We start from the raw sequence: 18,531 nt of genomic DNA on the forward strand, positions 1-18,531 counted from the left end.
CCCCGCTCGACGACAAGGGCGCAAACGTGCCAAAGGTCGAGTCTAACGGGGCGCTCGGACGGTGATGAGCCCGTGGGCGGACCGGACGGCCTCTGATCTCGTCAGATGAGATGGGCCGGGGTGCCGACGGGCAGGGTAAATCGGAACTCGGCCCCGCCGCGGGGGCCCCGTCCGACGGTGATGGTGCCGCCGTGGGCCTCGACGATGCCCTTGACGATGTAGAGGCCGAGGCCGGTGCCGCCGCGTTTGCTGCCCCGCCAGAAGCGGGTGAAGACACGGCTCATCGACGCTTCGGGGATGCCGGGGCCCTCGTCGCTCACGGTGACCTCCGTCCCCTCTTCTCCGTCGTCGCCCGCCGTACCGGGTGCCACCTCGATGGTGACGGTTCCTTCGCCGTGGCGCACCGCGTTTTCCAGGAGGTTGCCGAGGATCTGGTCGATCTTGTCGGGGTCGGCCCACAGCGCGGGCAGCTGCGGCCTGATCCGCACGAAGAAGCGGTCCGGGGGCTGGCCGCCGGTGGTGTGGACCTGGATGTGGCGGCCGATGGCGGCGGCGAGGTCGACGGGCTGGCGGCGCACTTCAAGGCGGCCGGAGTCGATCCGGGAGATGTCGAGGAGCTCGGCGATGAGGCGCTTGATGCGGCCGGCGTCGGCGTCGACGGTCTCCAGCATGAGCCGCTTCTGCTCGTCGGTGAACCGCTCCCACTTGTCGAGGAGGGTCGCGGTGAAGCCCTTGACGGAGGTCAGCGGGGAGCGCAGCTCGTGGGCGACGGTGGCGATGAGCTCGGCGTGGCTGCGCTCGGTGCGGCGGCGGGCGTCGGTGCCGCGCAGGGAGACCACGACGCGGCGGACCGGGCCGGTGGGGTACTCGCGGACGTACCGGGCGGAGACGAGGACCTCGCGGCCGCCGGGGAGCAGCAGATTGCGCTCGGGCTGGCCGCGGCGGGTGGCGAGTCCGCCGTACGGGTCGGTCAGGGTCCACCAGCGGCGCCCCTTGAGGTCCTCCAGGGGGAGGGCCTGGTCGAGGGGGAGGCCGAGGGCCTGGTCTGCGGGTACGGCGGTGATGCGGCCTGCCGCGGCGTTGAAGCAGACGACCCGGCCAGTCTCGTCGGCGACGACGAGCCCGTCGGGCAGGTCGTCGGGGTGGAGTCCGGCGAAGGCGGTGTCGGCCGCGGGCGGCTCCGGGGCGTGCGGCGCGTCGCTCCGTGCCTGTGCGGGACTGTCCGTGCCGACCGTCATCCCCGTATCCCACCCCTCCGTGTAGCGCAGTGGGCCCCCGAGTGCGTCACTCTACTGGGCCCGGAGGCCGGAATGGACCCCTCAGGCGGAGGTTCGGGGGCGCTGGGCGCGGGCGGAGGCGTACAGGCAGACGGCGGCCGCGGTGGCGAGGTTGAGGCTCTCGGCCTTGCCGTGGATCGGGACGCGGACGACGGCGTCGGCGAGGGCCCTGGTCTCCTCGGGCAGGCCCCAGGCCTCGTTGCCGAAGATCCAGGCGGTGGGCCCGCCCATGGTGCCGGCGTCGAGTTCGTCGTCGAGGTCGTCCTGGCCCGCTCCGTCGGCGGCGAGGATCCGTACGCCCGCGCTCTTGAGCCCGGCGACGGCCTGTTCCACGGGGACGCCGACGGCGACCGGGAGGTGGAAGAGCGAGCCGACGGAGGCGCGGACGGACTTGGGGTTGTAGAGGTCGACGGAGGCGTCGGTGAGGACGACGGCGTCGGCCCCGGCGGCGTCGGCGCAGCGCAGCACGGTGCCGGCGTTCCCGGGGTCGCGTACGTGGGCGAGGACGGCGACCAGCTTGGGGCGGGCCGCGACGATCTCCTCGAAGGGCGAGTCCAGGAAGCGGCAGACGCCGACGATGCCCTGCGGGGTGACGGTCTGGGAGACCTCGGCGAGGACGGCGTCGGAGGCGTGGTGGACGCGGGCTCCGGAGGCGAGGGCGGCCTCGATGATCGGGGCGTACCGCTCGGCGGCCTCGACGGTGGTGAAGAGCTCGACGAGGGTGGGTTCGCCGCCGGCCCCGCGGTGCTCGACGGCCTCACGGACGGCCTGCGGGCCCTCGGCGATGAAGAGGCGGTCCTTGCCCCGGAAGTTGCGCTTGGCGAGCCGCCGGGCGGCGACGACGCGCGGGGAACGCGGGGAGATCAGCTCGGGGGTGACCATGAGGTGCGGCGGTTCTCTCTTCGAGGGGGACGGCGACTTCGGGGGCCGACGCACCCGGACCCGCAGGCGCACGCGCCTGCGGGTCCGGGCAGAGGTACTGCGGCCTGGAAGATCAGGCGGCGGCCTTCGGGGCGTTGACGTCGGCCGGCAGAGCCTTCTGCGCGACCTCGACCAGCGCGGCGAACGCGTTGGCGTCGTTGACGGCCAGCTCGGCGAGGATCTTGCGGTCCACCTCGATGTTGGCGGCCTTCAGACCCTGGATGAGGCGGTTGTACGTCATGCCGTTCAGACGGGCAGCCGCGTTGATGCGCTGGATCCACAGCTGACGGAAGTCGCCCTTGCGCTTCTTGCGGTCGTTGTAGTTGTAGACCAGCGAGTGGGTGACCTGCTCCTTGGCCTTGCGGTACAGGCGCGAACGCTGACCGCGGTAGCCGGAGGCCGCCTCGAGGATCGCCCGGCGCTTCTTGTGGGCGTTGACTGCCCGCTTGACGCGTGCCACTTGTTAACTCCTTGTAGCGGGGTCGTGGTGGTCCTCACACGACCCGAAAAACGAATGGATCCCGGTCTGAGCCGGATGCCCCCGTCGCCGAGGGCGGGAGATCAAATCAGATGCCCAGCATCTTCTTGATCTTGGCGGCGTCACCCGGGGCCATCTCGGCGTTGCCGGTGAGGCGACGCGTCAGCTTGGACGACTTGTGCTCGAGCAGGTGGCGCTTGCCGGCACGCTCGCGCATGATCTTGCCGGTGCCGGTGACCTTGAAGCGCTTCTTGGCACCGGAGTGCGTCTTGTTCTTCGGCATCGCGCCGTATCTCCTCGTCAGTGGCGCTCCCCCGGTGTGAACACCGGACTGCCGGGAGCGTCAATTCTTCGTTTGGTGGTTCCGGGCGGGTCCCGGGGCTGCCTGGATGGCAGCCCGTCGGGTCACGCCTCGGGGTTCTCGACCGGAGCGTCGGCCGGGGCCTCGGCGACCGGAGCGTCGGTGGCCTCAGCCGCCTCGACCGGAGCGTCGGTGGCCTCGACCTCGTCGAACGCCTCGTCGGCGGCGACGCCCTGGCGCTCGGCCTTGCGCGCGGCCTGGGCCTCACGCGCCTCGGCCATGGCCTCGGTCTTCTTCTTGTGCGGGCCGAGAACCATGATCATGTTCCGGCCGTCCTGCTTCGGGTTGGACTCGATGAAGCCAAGCTCCTCGACGTCCGACGCCAGCCGCTGAAGCAGCCGGAATCCAAGCTCGGGGCGGGACTGCTCACGACCACGGAACATGATCGTGATCTTGACCTTGTCGCCCTGCTTGAGGAACCGGACGACGTGACCCTTCTTGGTGTCGTAGTCGTGCGGGTCGATCTTCGGCCGGAGCTTCATCTCCTTGATGACCGTGTGCGCCTGGTTCTTGCGCGCCTCACGGGCCTTCATGGCCGACTCGTACTTGAACTTCCCGTAGTCCATGAGCTTGCACACGGGCGGACGGGCGTTCGCCGCGACCTCGACCAGGTCGAGGTCGTACTCCTGTGCGAGCTCCAGGGCCTTGGCAAGCGGAACAATCCCGACCTGCTCGCCGCTGGGTCCGACAAGTCGCACCTCGGGAACGCGAATCCTGTCGTTGATGCGGGGCTCGGCGCTGATGGATCCTCCTAGGTAGCACCACGCGACCGCCTGGCGGACGGACGCGCAACGTCTGTTTCACTGAAACCAACCGAACCGGAACGTAAAAAACGCCCCGGACGGGACACAGGCGGGGCTCCACGGAAATACCGGAGCACCGCCGCGGTCAACCGCGGGGCGCAAACTCGGGCGGTTCCATCGTCCGTACGGAACGATGGGCACCACCTGACCGGTGACCCGCCACCCGCGAGGGTGGTCAGGTGGGAGTACGGAGCCTCCACTTGTGGGCCGGGCACACAGGTGTCCGGCCGGTCGTTACACAAGGTTAGCAGCACCCGTGCCCATACGCGAACGGGGACGGCGGCGACAGGAAGACGTGCCGGTCGGCTTATCGTGTGAGGCATGAGCGAGACCCCCCAGAACGAGTCCGCGGACTCCCCCGACTCCCCCGACTTCGACGCCATGACCCGCGACATCGCGGAGGTCCCCGCGGTCGAGGTGATCGTGACGGTCGCCGTCAACCTGATGAGCGCCGCCGCGGTGAAGCTCGGGCTCACCGAGGAGGGCGACAAGTACAAGGACCTCGACGAGGCCCGCAAGCTGGTCCACGCGCTCGCGGGCCTGCTGGACGCCGGCGCGACGGAGGTCTCCTCCTTCCACGCCGCTCCCCTGCGGGACGGCCTGAAGTCCCTCCAGCTCGCCTTCCGCGAGGCGTCCCTGATCCCGGACGAGCCGGGCCAGGGGCCTGGCGAGAAGTACACCGGACCGGTGTACGGCTAGGACTTACTCCCTACCGCTTCACGTAGAAGGGCTCGCCCAAAGGCGTGGCCGAGGCCGGCAGCAGTGCCAGGTCGAGGCCCCGCACCAGGCGGGCCCTCAGTGTTTCGTCGGCGGCCAGGACGCGGGCCACGCGCTGGGCGGCCTCCGCCGGGGCGGCGTCGCGGTCCAGGACCAGGGCGAGGGTGCCGTCGGCCGTGCCGGGGCCCAGGTGCGCGCGGAGGACCGCGGGCTCGGCCGCGACGGCGGCCCGTACGGCCTCCCGTACGGCCGGGTCGTCCAGCGGGTCGGCGCTGGAGCGGCCCTCGGCGAGGGCGAGCAGCGCCGATCCCGACAGCTGGTACGGCACGGGGCCCGCGAGGTCCAGGACGACGGTGTCGGCCTTCTCGTGCGCGGCGGCCTGGAGCGCCTGGTGGAGCGGGACGGCCACGGGCCGGGCCTCCGGGTCCCACAGGGCGAGCGAGGCGATCGAGGTGAAGGCGGGCAGGGCGCGGCGGTCGCCCGCGGTGAGGGTGGGGACCGCCATGTCGCTGGTCTTCTCGCGCCGCAGGCCGTTCTCGTCCGTCTCGACCTCGCCGAGGACGGCGACGATGGGGACGAGCAGCCGGGCGCCCTTGAGCGCGTCGAGGACCGGGCCGTGCGCGGTCCTGTCCTCCGCCCAGGCCGCGAGGGCCGCGGCGAGCCGCGGGTCGGCGGTGCCGTCGTCGTCGGAGAAACCGGGGTCCGGGATGTTCTTGAGCGCCACGCACCGAGCCTAACCGTCGGCGGGCGCCGTCCCGTCCGCCGGGTCGCCGGCGGCGGCCCTCAGCGGTTGCGCTTGGTGCGCCCGAGCGCGAAGGCGGCCAGGAGCAGCAGGGCGCCGAGTCCGCCGGCGACGGGGGCGAGCAGCCCGAGGGGACGGCTCTCCTCGACGGCGGGGGTCGGGCCGGGGCCGAAGTACTGGCCCCGGTAGCCGGCGGTGGCGTTCTTGGGGTCGCCGCCCTTGCGCGCGGCCCCGGCCTCGATGGCGGCGGCCGGGTCGACCGTCCCGTACCCCTTGGCGTCGCTGCGGCCGCCCTTGGGGCGGTTGCGGGCGGTGTCGATGAGGAGCTGCTTCACCTGGGCCGGGGTGAGGTCGGGGTGCGCGGACCTGACGAGGGCGACGGCGCCGGACACGAACGCGGCGGCGGCGCTGGTGCCCCAGCCCTCGTAGTAGCGGCGGTCGGGGTCGGCGATGACGATCTCGAGGCCGGGGGCGCTGACCGTGGCGTACCAGCGGCGGGTGGAGAACGAGGCGTGGGTGCCGTAGCGGTCGACGGCGGTGACGGCGATCACGCCGGGGTAGGCCGCGGGGTACGAGATGTGGTCGCCCTTCTCGCCGCCGTTGCCGGCGGAGGCGACGACGGAGACGCCCTTGGCGAGGGCGTACTGGACGGCGGCGTCCTCGCCCGCGTCGGGGTGGGCGGACTTGGAGTCGTCGCCGAGGGAGAGGTTGATGACGTCGGCGCCGTGGTCGGCGGCCCAGCGGATGCCCTCCGCGAGGGCGGTGCCGCGGGTCTTGCGCGCCTTGTCGCGGGCCTTGTCGCTGCTTTCCAGGATGACCCGGACAGGCAGGATCTCGACGTCGGGGGCGACGCCGAGGACCCCGCTCTCGTCGCCCGGCCCGTGTCCGTGCCCGGCGATGATGCCGGCCATGGCGGTGCCGTGACGGGCCCAGGCGCGGTCGCCCTTGGAGGCGCCGAAGCCGATGAGGTCGTGGCCGGGGAGGACGGAGCCGGCGAGGTCCGGGTGCCCGGCGTCGACGCCCGTGTCGAGCACGGCGACCTTGATGCCCTTGCCCTTGGTGGTACGCCAGGCCTCCGCGGTGTGCATCGCCTCCAGGCCCCACTGGCGGGCCCGGATGGTGTCGGCGTGGGCGGGGGCGGTGGTCGCGGGCAGGACGGAGAAGAGGGCGGCGAGGAGGACGGCGGTGGTGGCGCGGGGGGTGGTGGCGCGGAGGGTGGTGGTCGGCCGGGGGGCGGGGGTCGTCGCCGGGGCTGCGGTCGCCCCGGCGGGGGCGGTCGCCGGGGTGGCGGTGGTCGCCGGGTTGGCGGTGGTCGCCTGGGCGGCGGTGGCCGCCTGGGCGGCGATCGTCCCCTGGCCTGCGGTCGTCGCCTGGGCTGCGGTGGTCGCCTCAGGAGCCGGGGTCGGCCGGGCGGGGGTGGGGCCGGTCACCGGGCGTTCTCCTTCTCCTTGACGGTCGCGGCGACGGTCTTGCGCAGCAGCGATTCGAAGCGCCCGGTGATGCCCTTGGCCTCGTGGCCGAGACCGGACTGGGCGGTGGCGTCGGTACGGCCGCGGGCCATGGCCCGGTCGGCGGGCTGCGGGCGGTCGACGGCCCGGCCGTCGGCGAAGCCGGCGACGGCGGTGACCACGACGGGGAGGTCGGCGGGGGCGCTCAGCCACCAGCTCGCGCGCTGCCGGGCGCCGAAGCGGGCCGCGACGGTGGAGGCGCCGGAGAGGGCCGGGGGGACGTCCTCCCCGAGGCGGGTGGTGAGGCCGCCCTGGCCGAGGGTGCGCTGCGCGCCGACGTCGGCGCGGGTGAAGACCAGGCCGACGGTGATCACGCTGCTGGCGGTGGCGTCGGTGTACGTGGCGCGCAGGACGCGCTCGCAGCCGAGCGGCGTGAGGGTGGCGAGCAGGCCCTTGGCGAGGACGGCGGGCGAGCAGCCGGCGTCCGGGGCGACGACGATCCGCGTCCAGGTGCGGTCGGCGGAGCCGGGACCCGCGCCGGGGCCCGCGAGGGTGCGGGGGAAGAGGGTGTCGACGGGGGCGTTGTGCCACAGGTCCTTCGCCTCGGAGTACCCGGCGGGTTCGGCGGGCTGCGCCGGGTCGGCGGCGGCCAGCCATATCCCGGCGAGGGCGCCGCCGATGAGCCCGACCCCGAGGACGACGCAGGCCGTGACCGCGAGCACGCGTCCGGTGCGGCGCTCGCGTACGGGCCGGAGTCGGGTGGTGGTCTCGACGGGCGCCTCGGGCGGCAGGGCGCCGACCGTCGCGTATCCGTACGCGGGCCTCGGCTGCGTGGCGGCGGGCCGCGCCGTGCGGGCCGTGTCGCGGATCGGCCGCAGCCGGGTGGTGGTCTCCACCTCGGGCAGGTCACCAGCGCCGTGCGGCGACGCCCAGGCGGGGGCGGGCACGGGCGCCTGACGGGACGACAGCGGTGCGGAGGCCGCCGATCCGGCGGCCCCACGCGGAGCCGCGGACGCGCGGCGCGCCTCGGCGGTCGCCGCGGGCGGCTGGTGGGTCGCGGTCGACGCCGGGCGGGGCGGGGCCGACGGGTACGCGGGCGCCGGGGTGCCCGTCGCCGCAGGCGGCTTCGGAGCAGCGGCCGGGGCGGGGCGCGGCGGAGCGGGGGTCGGCGGAACTGCGGCTGGCGCAGGGCGCGGCGGAGCGGCCGGGGGCGCGGGCTGCGGGGTGCCGGTCGCTGTCTGGCGCTCAAGACCGTTCGGAACGGGCGGTGCCGTAGGAAGCGCGGGGGCCGGGGTCTTGCTCGCCGTGGGGCGCCCGGGGGCCTCCGGGGAGGCCGGGCGTGGCGTGCCCGCCGGCGGCGCGGATGCCGGGCTGCCCGCCGCCGTCGGCGGCTTGGAGGCGGTCGCGCGCGCCGCTGGTGCCGGAGCGCCCGCCGCCGGCATCGCGGCGCTCTGAGGCATCGCGGATGCCGAGCTGCCCGTCGCCGGCATGGGGGCGGTCCGCGACGCCGGGCTGCCCGCCGCTGTCGGCGGCTTGGGAGCCGTCATGTGCGTCGCAGGTGCCGGAGTGGCCGCCGCCGGCATCGGGGCTCTCTGGGGCATCGCGGGTGCCGGAGTGCCCGTCGGCGGCTTGGGAGTCGTCGCCGGTGCCGAGGTGCCCGTCGGGGCCGGGGGAACTGCCGGGGCCGGAGGAACTGCCGGGGCAGGGGGAGCCGGCGGGGTCGGGAGGAGGGCGTCGGTGATGCGGGACGTGGGACGTGGGTGTTCCGCGGTCATCCCCGTCCCCCCGCTCGTGTCGACAATGCCCGTCACTCTACGGGCTGTTCCCGGCCGTACGGGAACCCGGGCGGCCGTGGTCGGGGGCTACCCACCCGTATACCTGTCTGGCAAGCTCGGGCCATGACTCCCCGCGCCGCCGACCGGGCCCGTTACGACCGTGCCACCGCTCATCTCGACGCGCCCGTGGCGATCGTCGATCTTGAGGCATTCGACGACAACGCCGCGGACCTCGTCCGCCGGGCCGCCGGAAAGCCGATCCGTGTCGCGAGCAAGTCCGTGCGCTGCCGCGCGCTCCTGGAGCGGGTGCTCGCGATGGACGGGTTCGCCGGGATCATGTCGTTCACGCTCGACGAGTCGCTGTGGCTGGCGCGGGCCGGGTTCGACGACGTGCTGCTCGCGTATCCGTCGGCGGACCGTGCCGGCTTCGCGGAGCTCGCGCGGGATCCGAAGCTCGCCGCCGCCGTGACCGTGATGGTCGACGACGTCGCTCAGCTCGATCTGATCGACGCCTCCCGTGCGGGCGGGGCGGAGGAGGTCCGGGTCTGCCTGGAGATGGACACGGCGCTCCAGGTCCTCGGGGGGCGGGTACGGGTCGGGGCGCGGCGCTCGCCGCTGCGCACCCCCGCCCAGTTGGCCGAGCTGGCGCGTTCCGTGGTGCGGCGCCCGGGTTTCCGGCTGGTCGGGATCATGGCGTACGAGGGGCACGTCGCAGGCGTCGGCGACTCGGTCGCGGGGCGGCCGCTGCGGTCGCGGGTGATCCGGCTCATGCAGTCGGCCGCCCGCCGGGAGCTGGCGGAGCGCCGGGCGGCCGTCGTGCGTGCCGTACGGGCGGTGGCGCCGGACCTGGAGTTCGTGAACGGCGGCGGCACCGGGAGCGTCCAGCACACGGCCGCCGAGGAGGCGGTGACGGAGATCGCCGCCGGTTCGGGGCTCTTCGTGCCGCGGCTCTTCGACAACTACACCTCGTTCAGCGGGCGTCCGGCCGCGCTGTTCGCGCAGCCCGTCGTGCGGCGCCCCGGCGTGGGCGTGGTGACCGTGCTCGGGGGCGGCTATCCCGCGTCCGGGGTGGCGGGCCCGGACCGGCTGCCCGTGCCGTATCTGCCGGAGGGGCTGCGGTACGACCCGCAGGAGGGTCCTGGCGAGGTCCAGACCCCGCTGCTCGGTTCGCCGGCCGACGACCTGCGGATGGGCGACAAGGTGTGGTTCCGGCACGCGAAGGCCGGCGAGCTGTGCGAGCGGTTCGATCAGATCAGGATGGTCGAAGGCGACCGGGTCACGGGCACCGTGCCGACCTACCGGGGTGAAGGGCAGACCTTCCTCTAGCTCATAGAGCTGGAGGAAGAGCGGGAGCCAGAGCTCCTATGACCGCGGCGTGCTGTCCGAGCGCCACCCCGTGAGACGCGGGTGCCTCGGCAGTTCGCCGCGGCCGGTGGCCCACAGCAGGGTGAGCCAGGGGTCCGCGCCGCCCGGAGCCTCGGGGAACAGGCGGGCGAGCACTCGCGAGCAGAGGTCGGAGGGCGGGGTCCAGGGAAGCCCGAGGCCTTCCGCCAGGTCGTGCATGTGCACCAGCGTCTCCTGCAGCGCCAGCGCCGCGAAGCCTTCGGGGTCCGACACCCCGGCGGCGTGGTGGGATCGGACCTCGGGCGGGGTGGTGCGCACCATGGCGACCAGCAGCGCGCCGCACGCCTCCAGCACCTGAATCAGGCCGGCCGGACCCGCGTCCCGCTCCGCGTAGAGGAAGACCGTGGGTCCGTCCGGCCTCTTCCGGTTCAGCGCGATGGGCACGTGGGTGTCCAGCGGCGGGCTCTGCGGTCCCAGCTGGACGGCGTAGTAGAGCAGGTCGTTGGCGAGGTGCTCGGCGGTCTCCCAGCAGTCCCACTCCAGCGAACCGGCCTTTCCGCCCCACCCCTCCGCGGGTGCGTCCCGAAGGGTGCCCACGGCGAGCCGCACGGCAAGGGCGACGTCGTCCGCGGTGACGGGGGACGACACTGATCCGGTTTCGACTGATCGAGACATGTCAGCACCGTATCGCGAGGGGACAGGCGCCCCCTTCCTCCTGTGAAGCTAGTGGAATTCCTCCAAGTCCGGCCCGGCATCCTTGTGTCGGTCAAGATCACTTCGCTCGTCGGGACGGCACCAGACTGGCGGGACGGGGTGGCCTCGGCGGTCGCCCCGGCCCGTCCGTGAACGACATCTGGGGGACCACACCATGAGCGAACGCGTCATCGCGCCCAAGAGCCGGGGCTTCCTCTTCCTCGACTCCCACCCCGACGGCTGCCGGCGGCTGGTGGACGAGATGTGGCAGGCCGTCCCCGACCCCGTGGCCGCCCCGGGCGGGGGCGAGGGGCCGGTGGCCCTGGTCATCGGCTCGTCCGCCGGATACGGCCTGGCCGCCACGATCGCGGGCCTGGCCCGTGTCGGGATCCGCGGCATCGGCGTGTGCTTCGAGAAGGCGCCCGCGCGGCGTACGGGCACGGCCGGCTGGTACCGCACCGCCGCCACCGCCCGGCTCGCCCGGGAGCACGGCCGGGACATGGTCTTCCTCAACGGCGACGCGTTCGGCGACGCGGTGAAGGAGGAGGTCGCCGAGCTCCTGACCGAGCGCTTCGGGGGGCGGCTCGACTACCTGATCTACTCGGTGGCCGCGCCGCGCCGCACGGACCCGGACACCGGCGAGGTGTACGCCTCGGTGCTCAAGCCGGTCGGCTCGCCGTACACCACCAAGACCCTCGTCTTCGACGAGTCCGGCGCCCCGGAGGTGACGGAGGTGACCACCGAGCCGGCCGAGGGCGACGACATCGAGCAGACCGTGGCGGTGATGGGCGGCACCGACTGGGAGCGATGGATCACGTTCCTTGCCGACCGGTCCCTGCTCGCCGACGGCTTCACCACCGCCGCCCTCTCCTACATCGGCTCGCCGCTCACCGCCGCGATCTACCGGCAGGGCACGATCGGCGCCGCGAAGGCCCATCTGGAGGCCACCGCGAGGACGCTGGACGAGCGCCTCGGCAAGACCGTGGGCGGCCGGGCCGTGACGTCGGTCAACGCCGCCGCCGTCACCCAGTCCTCCACCGCCATTCCCGGCATCGCCCTGTACGTCGGGCTGCTGCGCGGTGTCCTCGGCGAGGGCATGGTGGCCCCGATCGGTCAGCTGGTGGAGCTGTGGGACCAGCTGACCGGCGTCCGTCCCCTCGACCTCGACGACGAGGGCCGGGTCCGCCTCGACACGTGGGAACTCGCCCCGGCCGTGCAGGACGCCGTCGCCGAGCGGTGGTCCACCGCGACCAGCGACAGCATCACCGGGCTCGCCGACCTCGGCTGGTTCGGCGACGAGGTCCGGCGGCTCTACGGCTTCTCCGTCCCCGGCGTCGACTACACGGCCGCCGTCGAGACCGACGTCCCCTGGCCCACCGCCGAGGACGTCTAGAAGAGGCCGTCCAGTGGTGTGGCCGGGGATGGTTCACCGTGGTCGGGAGACGGCTCACGGGACGAGCGCGGTCCGCAAGGCGACTGGTATTACTGGTGCATGCAGGAAGAGACCGCGCGGTCCGCAATCGACACGTTCATCTCCGCCTTCAACGCCCCGGACGACAGCTATGTGACTGCGCTGCTCTCCCAGGCCCTCACCTCGGACGTGGTCTTCTGGGGACCGTTGGGCCGCAGTGAGGGGATCGAGGCGGTCGAGCGGTTCGTGCTGGACATCCGGCGCCACCCCGCGGGGACCGGCACGATGGTGCGCTGCTCAGCGGTGGACATGCCGGACGAGTGGGCCCGGTACCAGTGGGTCTTCAGCACGCCGGATGGAGGCCCCCGCCTGGCGGGAACGGACGTCGTCCATCTGCGGCGGAGCCTCATCGACCAGGTCATCGTCTTCGCGGGGGAGATCGAACCGTCAGCCTCCTGAGTCGTTCTCCTCTGGCGTTGGCGTTGTGCCGGCGGCACGGACAGGCTCGGCCACCGGGCCTCCAGCGGTCGGATCGGACGTCACCGCGCATCCGACCGCCACGACCACCGGCCCGGCGAACCCATGCGGTCAGAGCGCTGGTAGAGGGCGTCTAGAAGACGGTGTCCCGCTGGTCCGGGATCACCGTGCCGTCGGCCCGGCGGACCGGTTCCGCCGTGCCGTCGCCCGCCGTGTAGCCCGTGCTGGCGCAGGGGTACGGCGTCGCCTTCTGCTTCTTCGGCTCGATGAACATGGGGTTGACGACCCAACGGCCGTCGCCGTTCTCGTACGCCCGGCACATGAGTTCGTTCTTGTTGCGGTTGAGGACGAGCCGCAGGCCGGTCGCGTCCCGCAGGAAGGAGATGTCCGTGTCGGAGTCCCCGGCGGCGAACACCTGGCGCCGGGAGGCCGGCTGGACGCGCTCGGCGGCGGGTCCGCGCACGCCGAAGATCTCCTGGTTGATCCAGCAGCGCTTGCCGTCGATGTAGGTGATCATCTCGTCCTCGCCGTCCCGGACCGTGCCGCAGCCCTTGAGGTGGGCGGTGAGCCGGCCGCGCTCGGTGGTGTTGCGGATGCCGAGCGCGTGGGAGGGGTCGACGCCGACGCCCTTCGCCCAGACGTCGACGACGGGTTCGGGCGAGGCGGAGACGATCCAGACGTCGAAGCCCGCGGCCCGGAGGGCGCGGACGAGGTCGCGCTGCTGGTCGTAGTAGCGGACCCAGCCGGTGACCCGGGCGGTGCCGACCTGCTGGGTGGCGCCCTGCGGGGCGGCGAGGTTCTCGGCGCGGGCCGCGGCGGCGAAGGACTCGACCTGGCGCGTGGTCCAGCCGCGCAGGAGCTGGGCCAGCCAGGCGTACTGGGGCTCCATGCGGCGGCGGTCGTGGCCGGCGAAGGCGGTCTTCCCGCCGGTGGTGGCGCCCGAGCCGTAGACGGCGAGGAGCTCGTCGGCGCAGCGGGTGTCGGTGGCGGTGGGGAGGGTGCGGACGCCGGTGGGACAGGCCTCGCCGAGTGCGGTCGCGGCGTCGGGGGTGAGGTGGCGGCTGGTGGTGGACCAGTCGCCGTTGCGGGGCGGGCGTATGCGGTCGTTGCGCAGCAGCCAGTAGAAGGTGGCGTCGCCGACGTCGTTCTTGATGACGGTGTTGTCCCAGTCGAAGACCGCGACGGGCTTCTTGCCCTTGTCGCCGCAGTGGTCGGCGATCAGCGCGTCGATGCGCGCCTTGTTCTCGCCGTACCAGCCGTCGGAGATCTTCAGGGTGGGGCATCCGGCGGGCTTCGCCTCGGCCTGAGTGGCGGAGGCGGGGCCGGTCGTCGCGGAGGCGAGGCCGGTGGCCGCGAGGACGAGGGCGGCGGCGGCCGCGGACGTACGGAGTCGGTCGTTCATGATCATCACTCTCCTGTCGGGACTGATCCGGGCTGTGCCGGGCTGTGCCGGACTGCTCTGGAATGCCGAACAGCCGGGCGCCTTGCGACGCCCGGCTGCCGGGTGGGGGGTGTGGGGGGATGGGGAGGGAGTGCGGTCTAGAGCGGGGTGACGTACGCCCCCGAGATGCCGCCGTCGACGAGGAAGTCGCTGGCGTTGACGAACGAGGAGTCGTCGCTAGCGAGGAACGCGACGGCGGCGGCGATCTCCTCCGCCTCGGCGAAGCGCCCGACCGGGATGTGCACGAGGCGGCGCGCGGCCCGCTCCGGGTCCTTGGCGAACAGCTCCTGGAGCAGCGGGGTGTTGACCGGCCCCGGGCAGAGGGCGTTGACCCGGATGCCCTCGCGGGCGAACTGGACGCCCAGCTCGCGGGACATCGCGAGGACGCCGCCCTTGGACGCCGTGTACGAGATCTGGCTGGTGGCCGCGCCCATGATCGCGACGAAGGAGGCGGTGTTGATGATGGAGCCCTTGCCCTGGCGGCGCATGTAGGGGAGGGCCGCCTTGCAGCACAGGTAGACGGAGGTGAGGTTGACGTCCTGGACGCGCTTCCAGGCCTCCAGGCCGGTCTCCAGGATGGAGTCGTCGTCGGGCGGCGAGATGCCGGCGTTGTTGAAGGCGATGTCGACGGAGCCGTACGTCTCGAAGGCCGTCCTGAAGAGCGCCTCGACCTGCTCGGGGTCGGTGACGTCGACCTTGACGAAGGTGCCGCCGACCTCCTCCGCCGCGGCCTTGCCCGCGGTCTCGTCGATGTCGCCGCAGACGACGTTCGCGCCTTCGGAGGCGAGCCGCCGGGCGGTGGCGAGTCCGATGCCGCTGCCGGCTCCGGTGATGACGGCGGTACGGCCTACCAGGCGGCGGCAGATCGCGGGGGTCTGGGGGGAACCCCCAGGAGATGTCGCGGTTTCGGTGCTGGTCATGGGTGCTCAGGCCTCCGTGCTGATGAAGACGTTCTTGGTTTCGGTGAAGGCGGTCAGGGCGTCGGGGCCCAGTTCGCGGCCGAGGCCGGACTGTCGGTAGCCGCCGAACGGCGTCCAGTAGCGGACGCTGGAGTGGGAGTTGACGGAGAGGTTCCCGGCCCGGACGGCGCGGGAGGCGCGCAGGGCGCGACCGACGTCCCGGGTCCAGATCGAGCCGGAGAGGCCGTACTCGGTGGCGTTGGCGAGGCGGATCGCGTCGGCCTCGTCGTCGAAGGGCAGGACGACGGCGACCGGGCCGAAGACCTCCTCGACGGCGCAGGGGGCGTCCTCGGGCACGCCGGTGAGGACGGTCGGCGGGAACCAGAAGCCGGGGCCTTCGGGGGCCTTGCCGCGGATCCCCTGGAGGTCCTCGGTGACGTACGAGCGGACGCGGTCGAGCTGGGCGCGGGAGATGAGCGGGCCCATCTGGGTGCGCTCGTCAAGGGGGTCGCCGACGACGATCTCCTCGATGGCGGGGGTGAGGAGTTCCAGGAAGCGGTCGTACGCGCTCCGCTCGACGAGGATGCGGGTGCGGGCGCAGCAGTCCTGGCCGCTGTTGTCGAGGAAGGCCATCGGCGCCGCGGCGGCGGCCGCCTCGATGTCGGCGTCGGCGAAGACGATGTTGGGGCTCTTGCCGCCGAGTTCGAGGGTGAGCCGCTTCACCTGGTCGGCGCACTTCGCCATGATCGACTTTCCGACCCGGGTGGAGCCGGTGAAGACGATCTTCGCGATGCCGGGGTGCTCGACGAGGGCGTTGCCCGCGACGGGGCCCGTGCCGGGGAGGACCTGGAAGAGGCCTTCGGGCAGGCCCGCCTCCAGGGCGAGTTCGGCGAGGCGGAGTGCGGTGAGGGGGGTGGTCTCGGCGGGCTTGAGGAGCACCGCGTTGCCGGCGGCGAGGGCGGGTGCGGTGGCCCAGGCGGCGATCGGCATGGGGAAGTTCCAGGGGGCGATGACGCCGACGACCCCGAGGGGTTCGAGGATCGTGACGTCGAGGCCGCCTGCCACCGGGATCTGGCGGCCGTTGAGGCGCTCCACTCCCCCGGCGGCGAAGTCCAGCAGGTCGCGGACGTTGCCGGCCTCCCAGCGGGCGTTGCCGAGGGTGTGGCCGGCCTCGGTGACCTCCAGGCGGGCGAGTTCCTCGACGTGCTCGTCGACGACGGCCGCGAAGCGGCGGAGCAGCCGGGCGCGGTCGGCGGGCGCGGCGGCGGCCCAGCCGCGCTGGGCGGCGGTGGCGCGCGCGACGGCGGCGTCGACGTCGGCCGCGGTGGCGGCGGGGACGGTGGCGACCAGCTCCTCCGTCGCCGGGTTCAGTACCTGGAGCAACTCGTTCCTCTCAGCAGCGGGCGGTTCAGAGGCGTTCGTCAGAGGCGAGGCCTTCGTGTGAAGCGTCGGTCAGAGGCGTTCGAAGGAGCGGCGGAGTTCCCAGTCGGTCACCGCGGCGTCGAAGGCGTCGAGTTCGACGCGGGCCATGTTGCGGTAGTGGGCGACGACCTCGGCGCCGAAGGCGGCCTTGGCGATCTCGCTGGTCTCCCAGAGTTCGGCGGCCTCGCGCAGGGTGGTGGGGACGTGCGCGTACTCGGCGGTGTAGGCGTTCCCGGTGCAGGGCTCGGGGAGTTCGAGGCGCTGCTCGATCCCGTACAGGCCGGCGGCGACCAGGCCCGCGACGGCGAGGTAGGGGTTGACGTCGCCGCCGGGCAGCCGGTTCTCGAAGCGGGTGGAGCGGCCGTGGCCGACGACCCGGAGCGAGCAGGTGCGGTTGTCGTGGCCCCAGGCGACCGCGGTGGGGGCGAAGGAGCCGGGCTGGAACCGCTTGTAGGAGTTGATGTTCGGGGCGTAGAGGAGGGAGAAGTCGCGGAGCGCGGCGAGCTGTCCGGCGAGGAAGTGGCGCATGGTCTCGGACATGCCGTGCCGGTCGTCCCCGGCCATCACGTTCTCTCCGTCGGCGTTCTGGAGGGAGAGGTGGATGTGACAGGAGTTGCCCTCGCGCTCGTTGTACTTCGCCATGAAGGTGAGCGAGTAGCCCTCCTGGGCGGCGATCTCCTTGGCGCCCGTCTTGTAGACGGCGTGCCGGTCGCAGGTGACGAGCGCTTCGTCGTACTTGAAGGCGATCTCGTGCTGGCCGGGGTTGCACTCGCCCTTGGCGGACTCGACGGTGAGTCCGGCGCCGGTCATCTCGTTGCGGATGCGGCGCAGGAGGGGTTCGATGCGACCGGTGCCGAGGACGGAGTAGTCGATGTTGTACTGGTTGGCGGGCGTGAGGTCGCGGTAGTTCGCGTCCCAGGCCTGCTCGTAGGTGTCGTTGAAGACGATGAACTCGAGCTCCGTGCCAACGTGGGCGGTGAAGCCGTGCTCGGCGAGGCGCTCCAGCTGGCGGCGGAGGATCTGGCGGGGGGCCGCGACCACCGGGGTGCCGTCGGCCCAGGCGAGGTCGGCCGTCACCATGGCGGTGGCCTCGTTCCAGGGGAGGCGGCGGAGGGTGGTGAGGTCGGGGTGCATCGCGAAGTCGCCGTAGCCGCGGTCCCACGAGGACATCTCGTAGCCCTCGACGGTGTTCATCTCGGTGTCGACGGCCAGAAGATAGTTGCAGCCCTCGGTGCCGTGGCCGAGGACGTCGTCCAGGAAGAACTGCGCGGCGAACCGCTTGCCCTGGAGCCGTCCCTGCATGTCGGGGAAGGCCAGGACGACGGTGTCGATCTCGCCGCTCGCGACGAGGGCGCGCAGCTCCTCGACGGTGAGCGGGGGTGTGCGGTCTGCCACGGGATTGCTCCTCCTTCGGCCTGCCGGGAGCCATAAGGTATTGCCGAAGACCATTGCTTGGGAAGTGCTGGAGAAAGGGAAACGAGGAACGTGGCCAGTACGAGTGAATCGGCGGACCGGCTGACGCCCGTGCTGCGGCCGGTGCGGGCGGGCAACGGCTTCGAGGAGGCGCTGCAGCAGATCCTCCAGGTGGTGCGGCTCGGCCTCGTGCCCGGCGGGGAGCGGCTGCCCGCCGAGCGGGAGCTCGCCGACCGGATGGGGATCAGCCGGGTGACCCTGCGCGAGGTCCTCAAGGTCCTCCAGGAGCAGGGGCTCGTGGAGAGCCGGCGCGGCCGGTACGGCGGAACGTTCGTCCTGCCCCGCGTCCAGACCGCCGACGAGGACGAGCTGCGCCGCCGGATCGCCTCGGTCGACATGGAGGACACCCTGCGCTTCCGTGAGGTACTCGAGGTGGGGGCCGCCGGGCTCTGCGCGGCCCACGGGCTCGACGCGGCGGGCGCCGAGCGGCTGCGGGCCGCCGTGGCGGCGACCCATGACGCACCTTTGGCCGAATACCGCCGCCAGGACACCCTGCTCCACCTCACGCTCGCCGAGCTCTCCGGCTCGCCGACGCTGACCGCCCAGTACGCCGCCGTGCGGGCGACGGTGAACGACCTCCTGGACTGCATCCCCCTGCTCGTACGCAATCTGGAGCATTCCCAGCACCAGCACACCGCGCTGGTGGAGGCGGTCCTCGACGGGGACGCGGACGCGGCGCGCGAGGTGATGCGGGAGCACTGCGCGGGGACGGCGGCGCTGCTGCGGGGGTTCCTGACGTGAGCGGGGCCCCGACGCCGTAACCCGAAAGTAACGCACGGGGGTTGCGCATCCCGTACGGGCGCCGCAAAGGTATGGCTCCAATCCATTGGGCCCGTTGCGGGGAGCTGA

At 72.9% G+C, this 18,531-nt stretch carries 19 protein-coding genes; 6 read left to right on the forward strand and 13 right to left on the reverse strand.

What is annotated here, in order from left to right:
- Positions 1-101: 101 nt before the first annotated feature.
- The 5 genes from ASC82_RS20825 to infC all read right to left on the reverse strand — a co-directional run bounded on the left by ASC82_RS20825 (position 102) and on the right by infC (position 3,780).
- On the reverse strand, positions 102-1,238 hold the full coding sequence (locus ASC82_RS20825) for an ATP-binding protein (RefSeq protein ID WP_056650142.1): 1,137 nt from the start codon (positions 1,236-1,238) through the stop codon (positions 102-104).
- 81 nt (positions 1,239-1,319) lie between these two features.
- Positions 1,320-2,159 (reverse strand): RNA methyltransferase, encoded by an 840-nt coding sequence (locus tag ASC82_RS20830; RefSeq protein WP_024760683.1) that lies wholly within the window; start codon positions 2,157-2,159, stop codon positions 1,320-1,322.
- A gap of 112 nt (positions 2,160-2,271) precedes the next feature.
- Positions 2,272-2,658: a 50S ribosomal protein L20 gene (gene rplT, locus ASC82_RS20835; protein ID WP_015032398.1), complete on the reverse strand. Its 387-nt coding sequence runs from the start codon at positions 2,656-2,658 to the stop codon at positions 2,272-2,274.
- A gap of 106 nt (positions 2,659-2,764) precedes the next feature.
- A complete protein-coding gene (rpmI, locus tag ASC82_RS20840; RefSeq protein WP_024760685.1) occupies positions 2,765-2,959 on the reverse strand; it encodes a 50S ribosomal protein L35 in 195 nt (64 codons plus the stop codon).
- Between the two features lie 122 nt (positions 2,960-3,081).
- Positions 3,082-3,780, reverse strand: a complete 699-nt coding sequence (infC, locus tag ASC82_RS20845) for a translation initiation factor IF-3 (protein WP_079039392.1) — start codon at positions 3,778-3,780, stop codon at positions 3,082-3,084.
- A 381-nt stretch (positions 3,781-4,161) separates the two neighbouring features.
- Here infC and ASC82_RS20850 point away from each other — a divergent pair, with 381 nt between their 5' ends.
- Positions 4,162-4,539: a DUF1844 domain-containing protein gene (locus ASC82_RS20850; RefSeq protein ID WP_024760687.1), complete on the forward strand. Its 378-nt coding sequence runs from the start codon at positions 4,162-4,164 to the stop codon at positions 4,537-4,539.
- Between the two features lie 10 nt (positions 4,540-4,549).
- Here the strand turns inward: ASC82_RS20850 and ASC82_RS20855 are convergent, their stop codons facing one another.
- The 3 genes from ASC82_RS20855 to ASC82_RS20865 form a co-directional block, all read right to left on the reverse strand.
- Positions 4,550-5,281, reverse strand: a complete 732-nt coding sequence (locus ASC82_RS20855; protein ID WP_056650148.1) for an SseB family protein — start codon at positions 5,279-5,281, stop codon at positions 4,550-4,552.
- Positions 5,282-5,340: 59 nt separating this feature from the next.
- The gene (mycP, locus tag ASC82_RS20860; protein WP_056650826.1) at positions 5,341-6,453 is read right to left on the reverse strand and encodes a type VII secretion-associated serine protease mycosin; all 1,113 of its coding nucleotides are present in this window, start codon (positions 6,451-6,453) and stop codon (positions 5,341-5,343) included.
- 272 nt (positions 6,454-6,725) lie between these two features.
- A complete protein-coding gene (locus tag ASC82_RS20865; RefSeq protein ID WP_242427719.1) occupies positions 6,726-7,643 on the reverse strand; it encodes a hypothetical protein in 918 nt (305 codons plus the stop codon).
- A 409-nt stretch (positions 7,644-8,052) separates the two neighbouring features.
- Here ASC82_RS20865 and ASC82_RS30420 point away from each other — a divergent pair, with 409 nt between their 5' ends.
- Both ASC82_RS30420 and ASC82_RS20870 read left to right on the forward strand, forming a co-directional pair.
- Positions 8,053-8,202, forward strand: coding sequence for a hypothetical protein (locus tag ASC82_RS30420; protein ID WP_157863487.1), 150 nt, complete (start codon positions 8,053-8,055; stop codon positions 8,200-8,202).
- A gap of 443 nt (positions 8,203-8,645) precedes the next feature.
- A complete protein-coding gene (locus ASC82_RS20870) occupies positions 8,646-9,848 on the forward strand; it encodes an amino acid deaminase/aldolase (RefSeq protein WP_056650149.1) in 1,203 nt (400 codons plus the stop codon).
- Between the two features lie 36 nt (positions 9,849-9,884).
- Here the strand turns inward: ASC82_RS20870 and ASC82_RS20875 are convergent, their stop codons facing one another.
- Entirely contained in the window at positions 9,885-10,541 is a 657-nt protein-coding gene (locus tag ASC82_RS20875) for a hypothetical protein (RefSeq protein ID WP_056650152.1), read from the reverse strand.
- Between the two features lie 193 nt (positions 10,542-10,734).
- On the opposite strand from ASC82_RS20875, the gene fabV reads away from it, so the two are divergent.
- A complete protein-coding gene (gene fabV, locus ASC82_RS20880) occupies positions 10,735-11,952 on the forward strand; it encodes an enoyl-[acyl-carrier-protein] reductase FabV (protein WP_056650154.1) in 1,218 nt (405 codons plus the stop codon).
- 99 nt (positions 11,953-12,051) lie between these two features.
- Positions 12,052-12,429, forward strand: coding sequence for a hypothetical protein (locus ASC82_RS20885; RefSeq protein WP_056650158.1), 378 nt, complete (start codon positions 12,052-12,054; stop codon positions 12,427-12,429).
- 151 nt (positions 12,430-12,580) lie between these two features.
- Here ASC82_RS20885 and ASC82_RS20890 read toward each other — a convergent pair whose 3' ends face one another.
- From ASC82_RS20890 to ASC82_RS20905, 4 genes are all read right to left on the reverse strand, one after another.
- A complete protein-coding gene (locus ASC82_RS20890; RefSeq protein WP_056650831.1) occupies positions 12,581-13,849 on the reverse strand; it encodes a haloacid dehalogenase-like hydrolase in 1,269 nt (422 codons plus the stop codon).
- Positions 13,850-13,986: 137 nt separating this feature from the next.
- Positions 13,987-14,808, reverse strand: a complete 822-nt coding sequence (locus ASC82_RS20895) for a 3-oxoacyl-ACP reductase (protein WP_056650160.1) — start codon at positions 14,806-14,808, stop codon at positions 13,987-13,989.
- 6 nt (positions 14,809-14,814) lie between these two features.
- Positions 14,815-16,170, reverse strand: coding sequence for an aldehyde dehydrogenase family protein (locus tag ASC82_RS20900; protein ID WP_199862580.1), 1,356 nt, complete (start codon positions 16,168-16,170; stop codon positions 14,815-14,817).
- A gap of 69 nt (positions 16,171-16,239) precedes the next feature.
- Positions 16,240-17,604: a glutamine synthetase family protein gene (locus ASC82_RS20905; RefSeq protein ID WP_056650166.1), complete on the reverse strand. Its 1,365-nt coding sequence runs from the start codon at positions 17,602-17,604 to the stop codon at positions 16,240-16,242.
- 90 nt (positions 17,605-17,694) lie between these two features.
- On the opposite strand from ASC82_RS20905, the gene ASC82_RS20910 reads away from it, so the two are divergent.
- A complete protein-coding gene (locus tag ASC82_RS20910) occupies positions 17,695-18,423 on the forward strand; it encodes an FCD domain-containing protein (protein ID WP_056650167.1) in 729 nt (242 codons plus the stop codon).
- The last annotated feature ends 108 nt before the right edge of the window (positions 18,424-18,531 follow it).

It is taken from the genome of Streptomyces sp. Root431 (assembly GCF_001426585.1).
GTDB lineage: Bacteria > Actinomycetota > Actinomycetes > Streptomycetales > Streptomycetaceae > Streptomyces > Streptomyces stackebrandtii.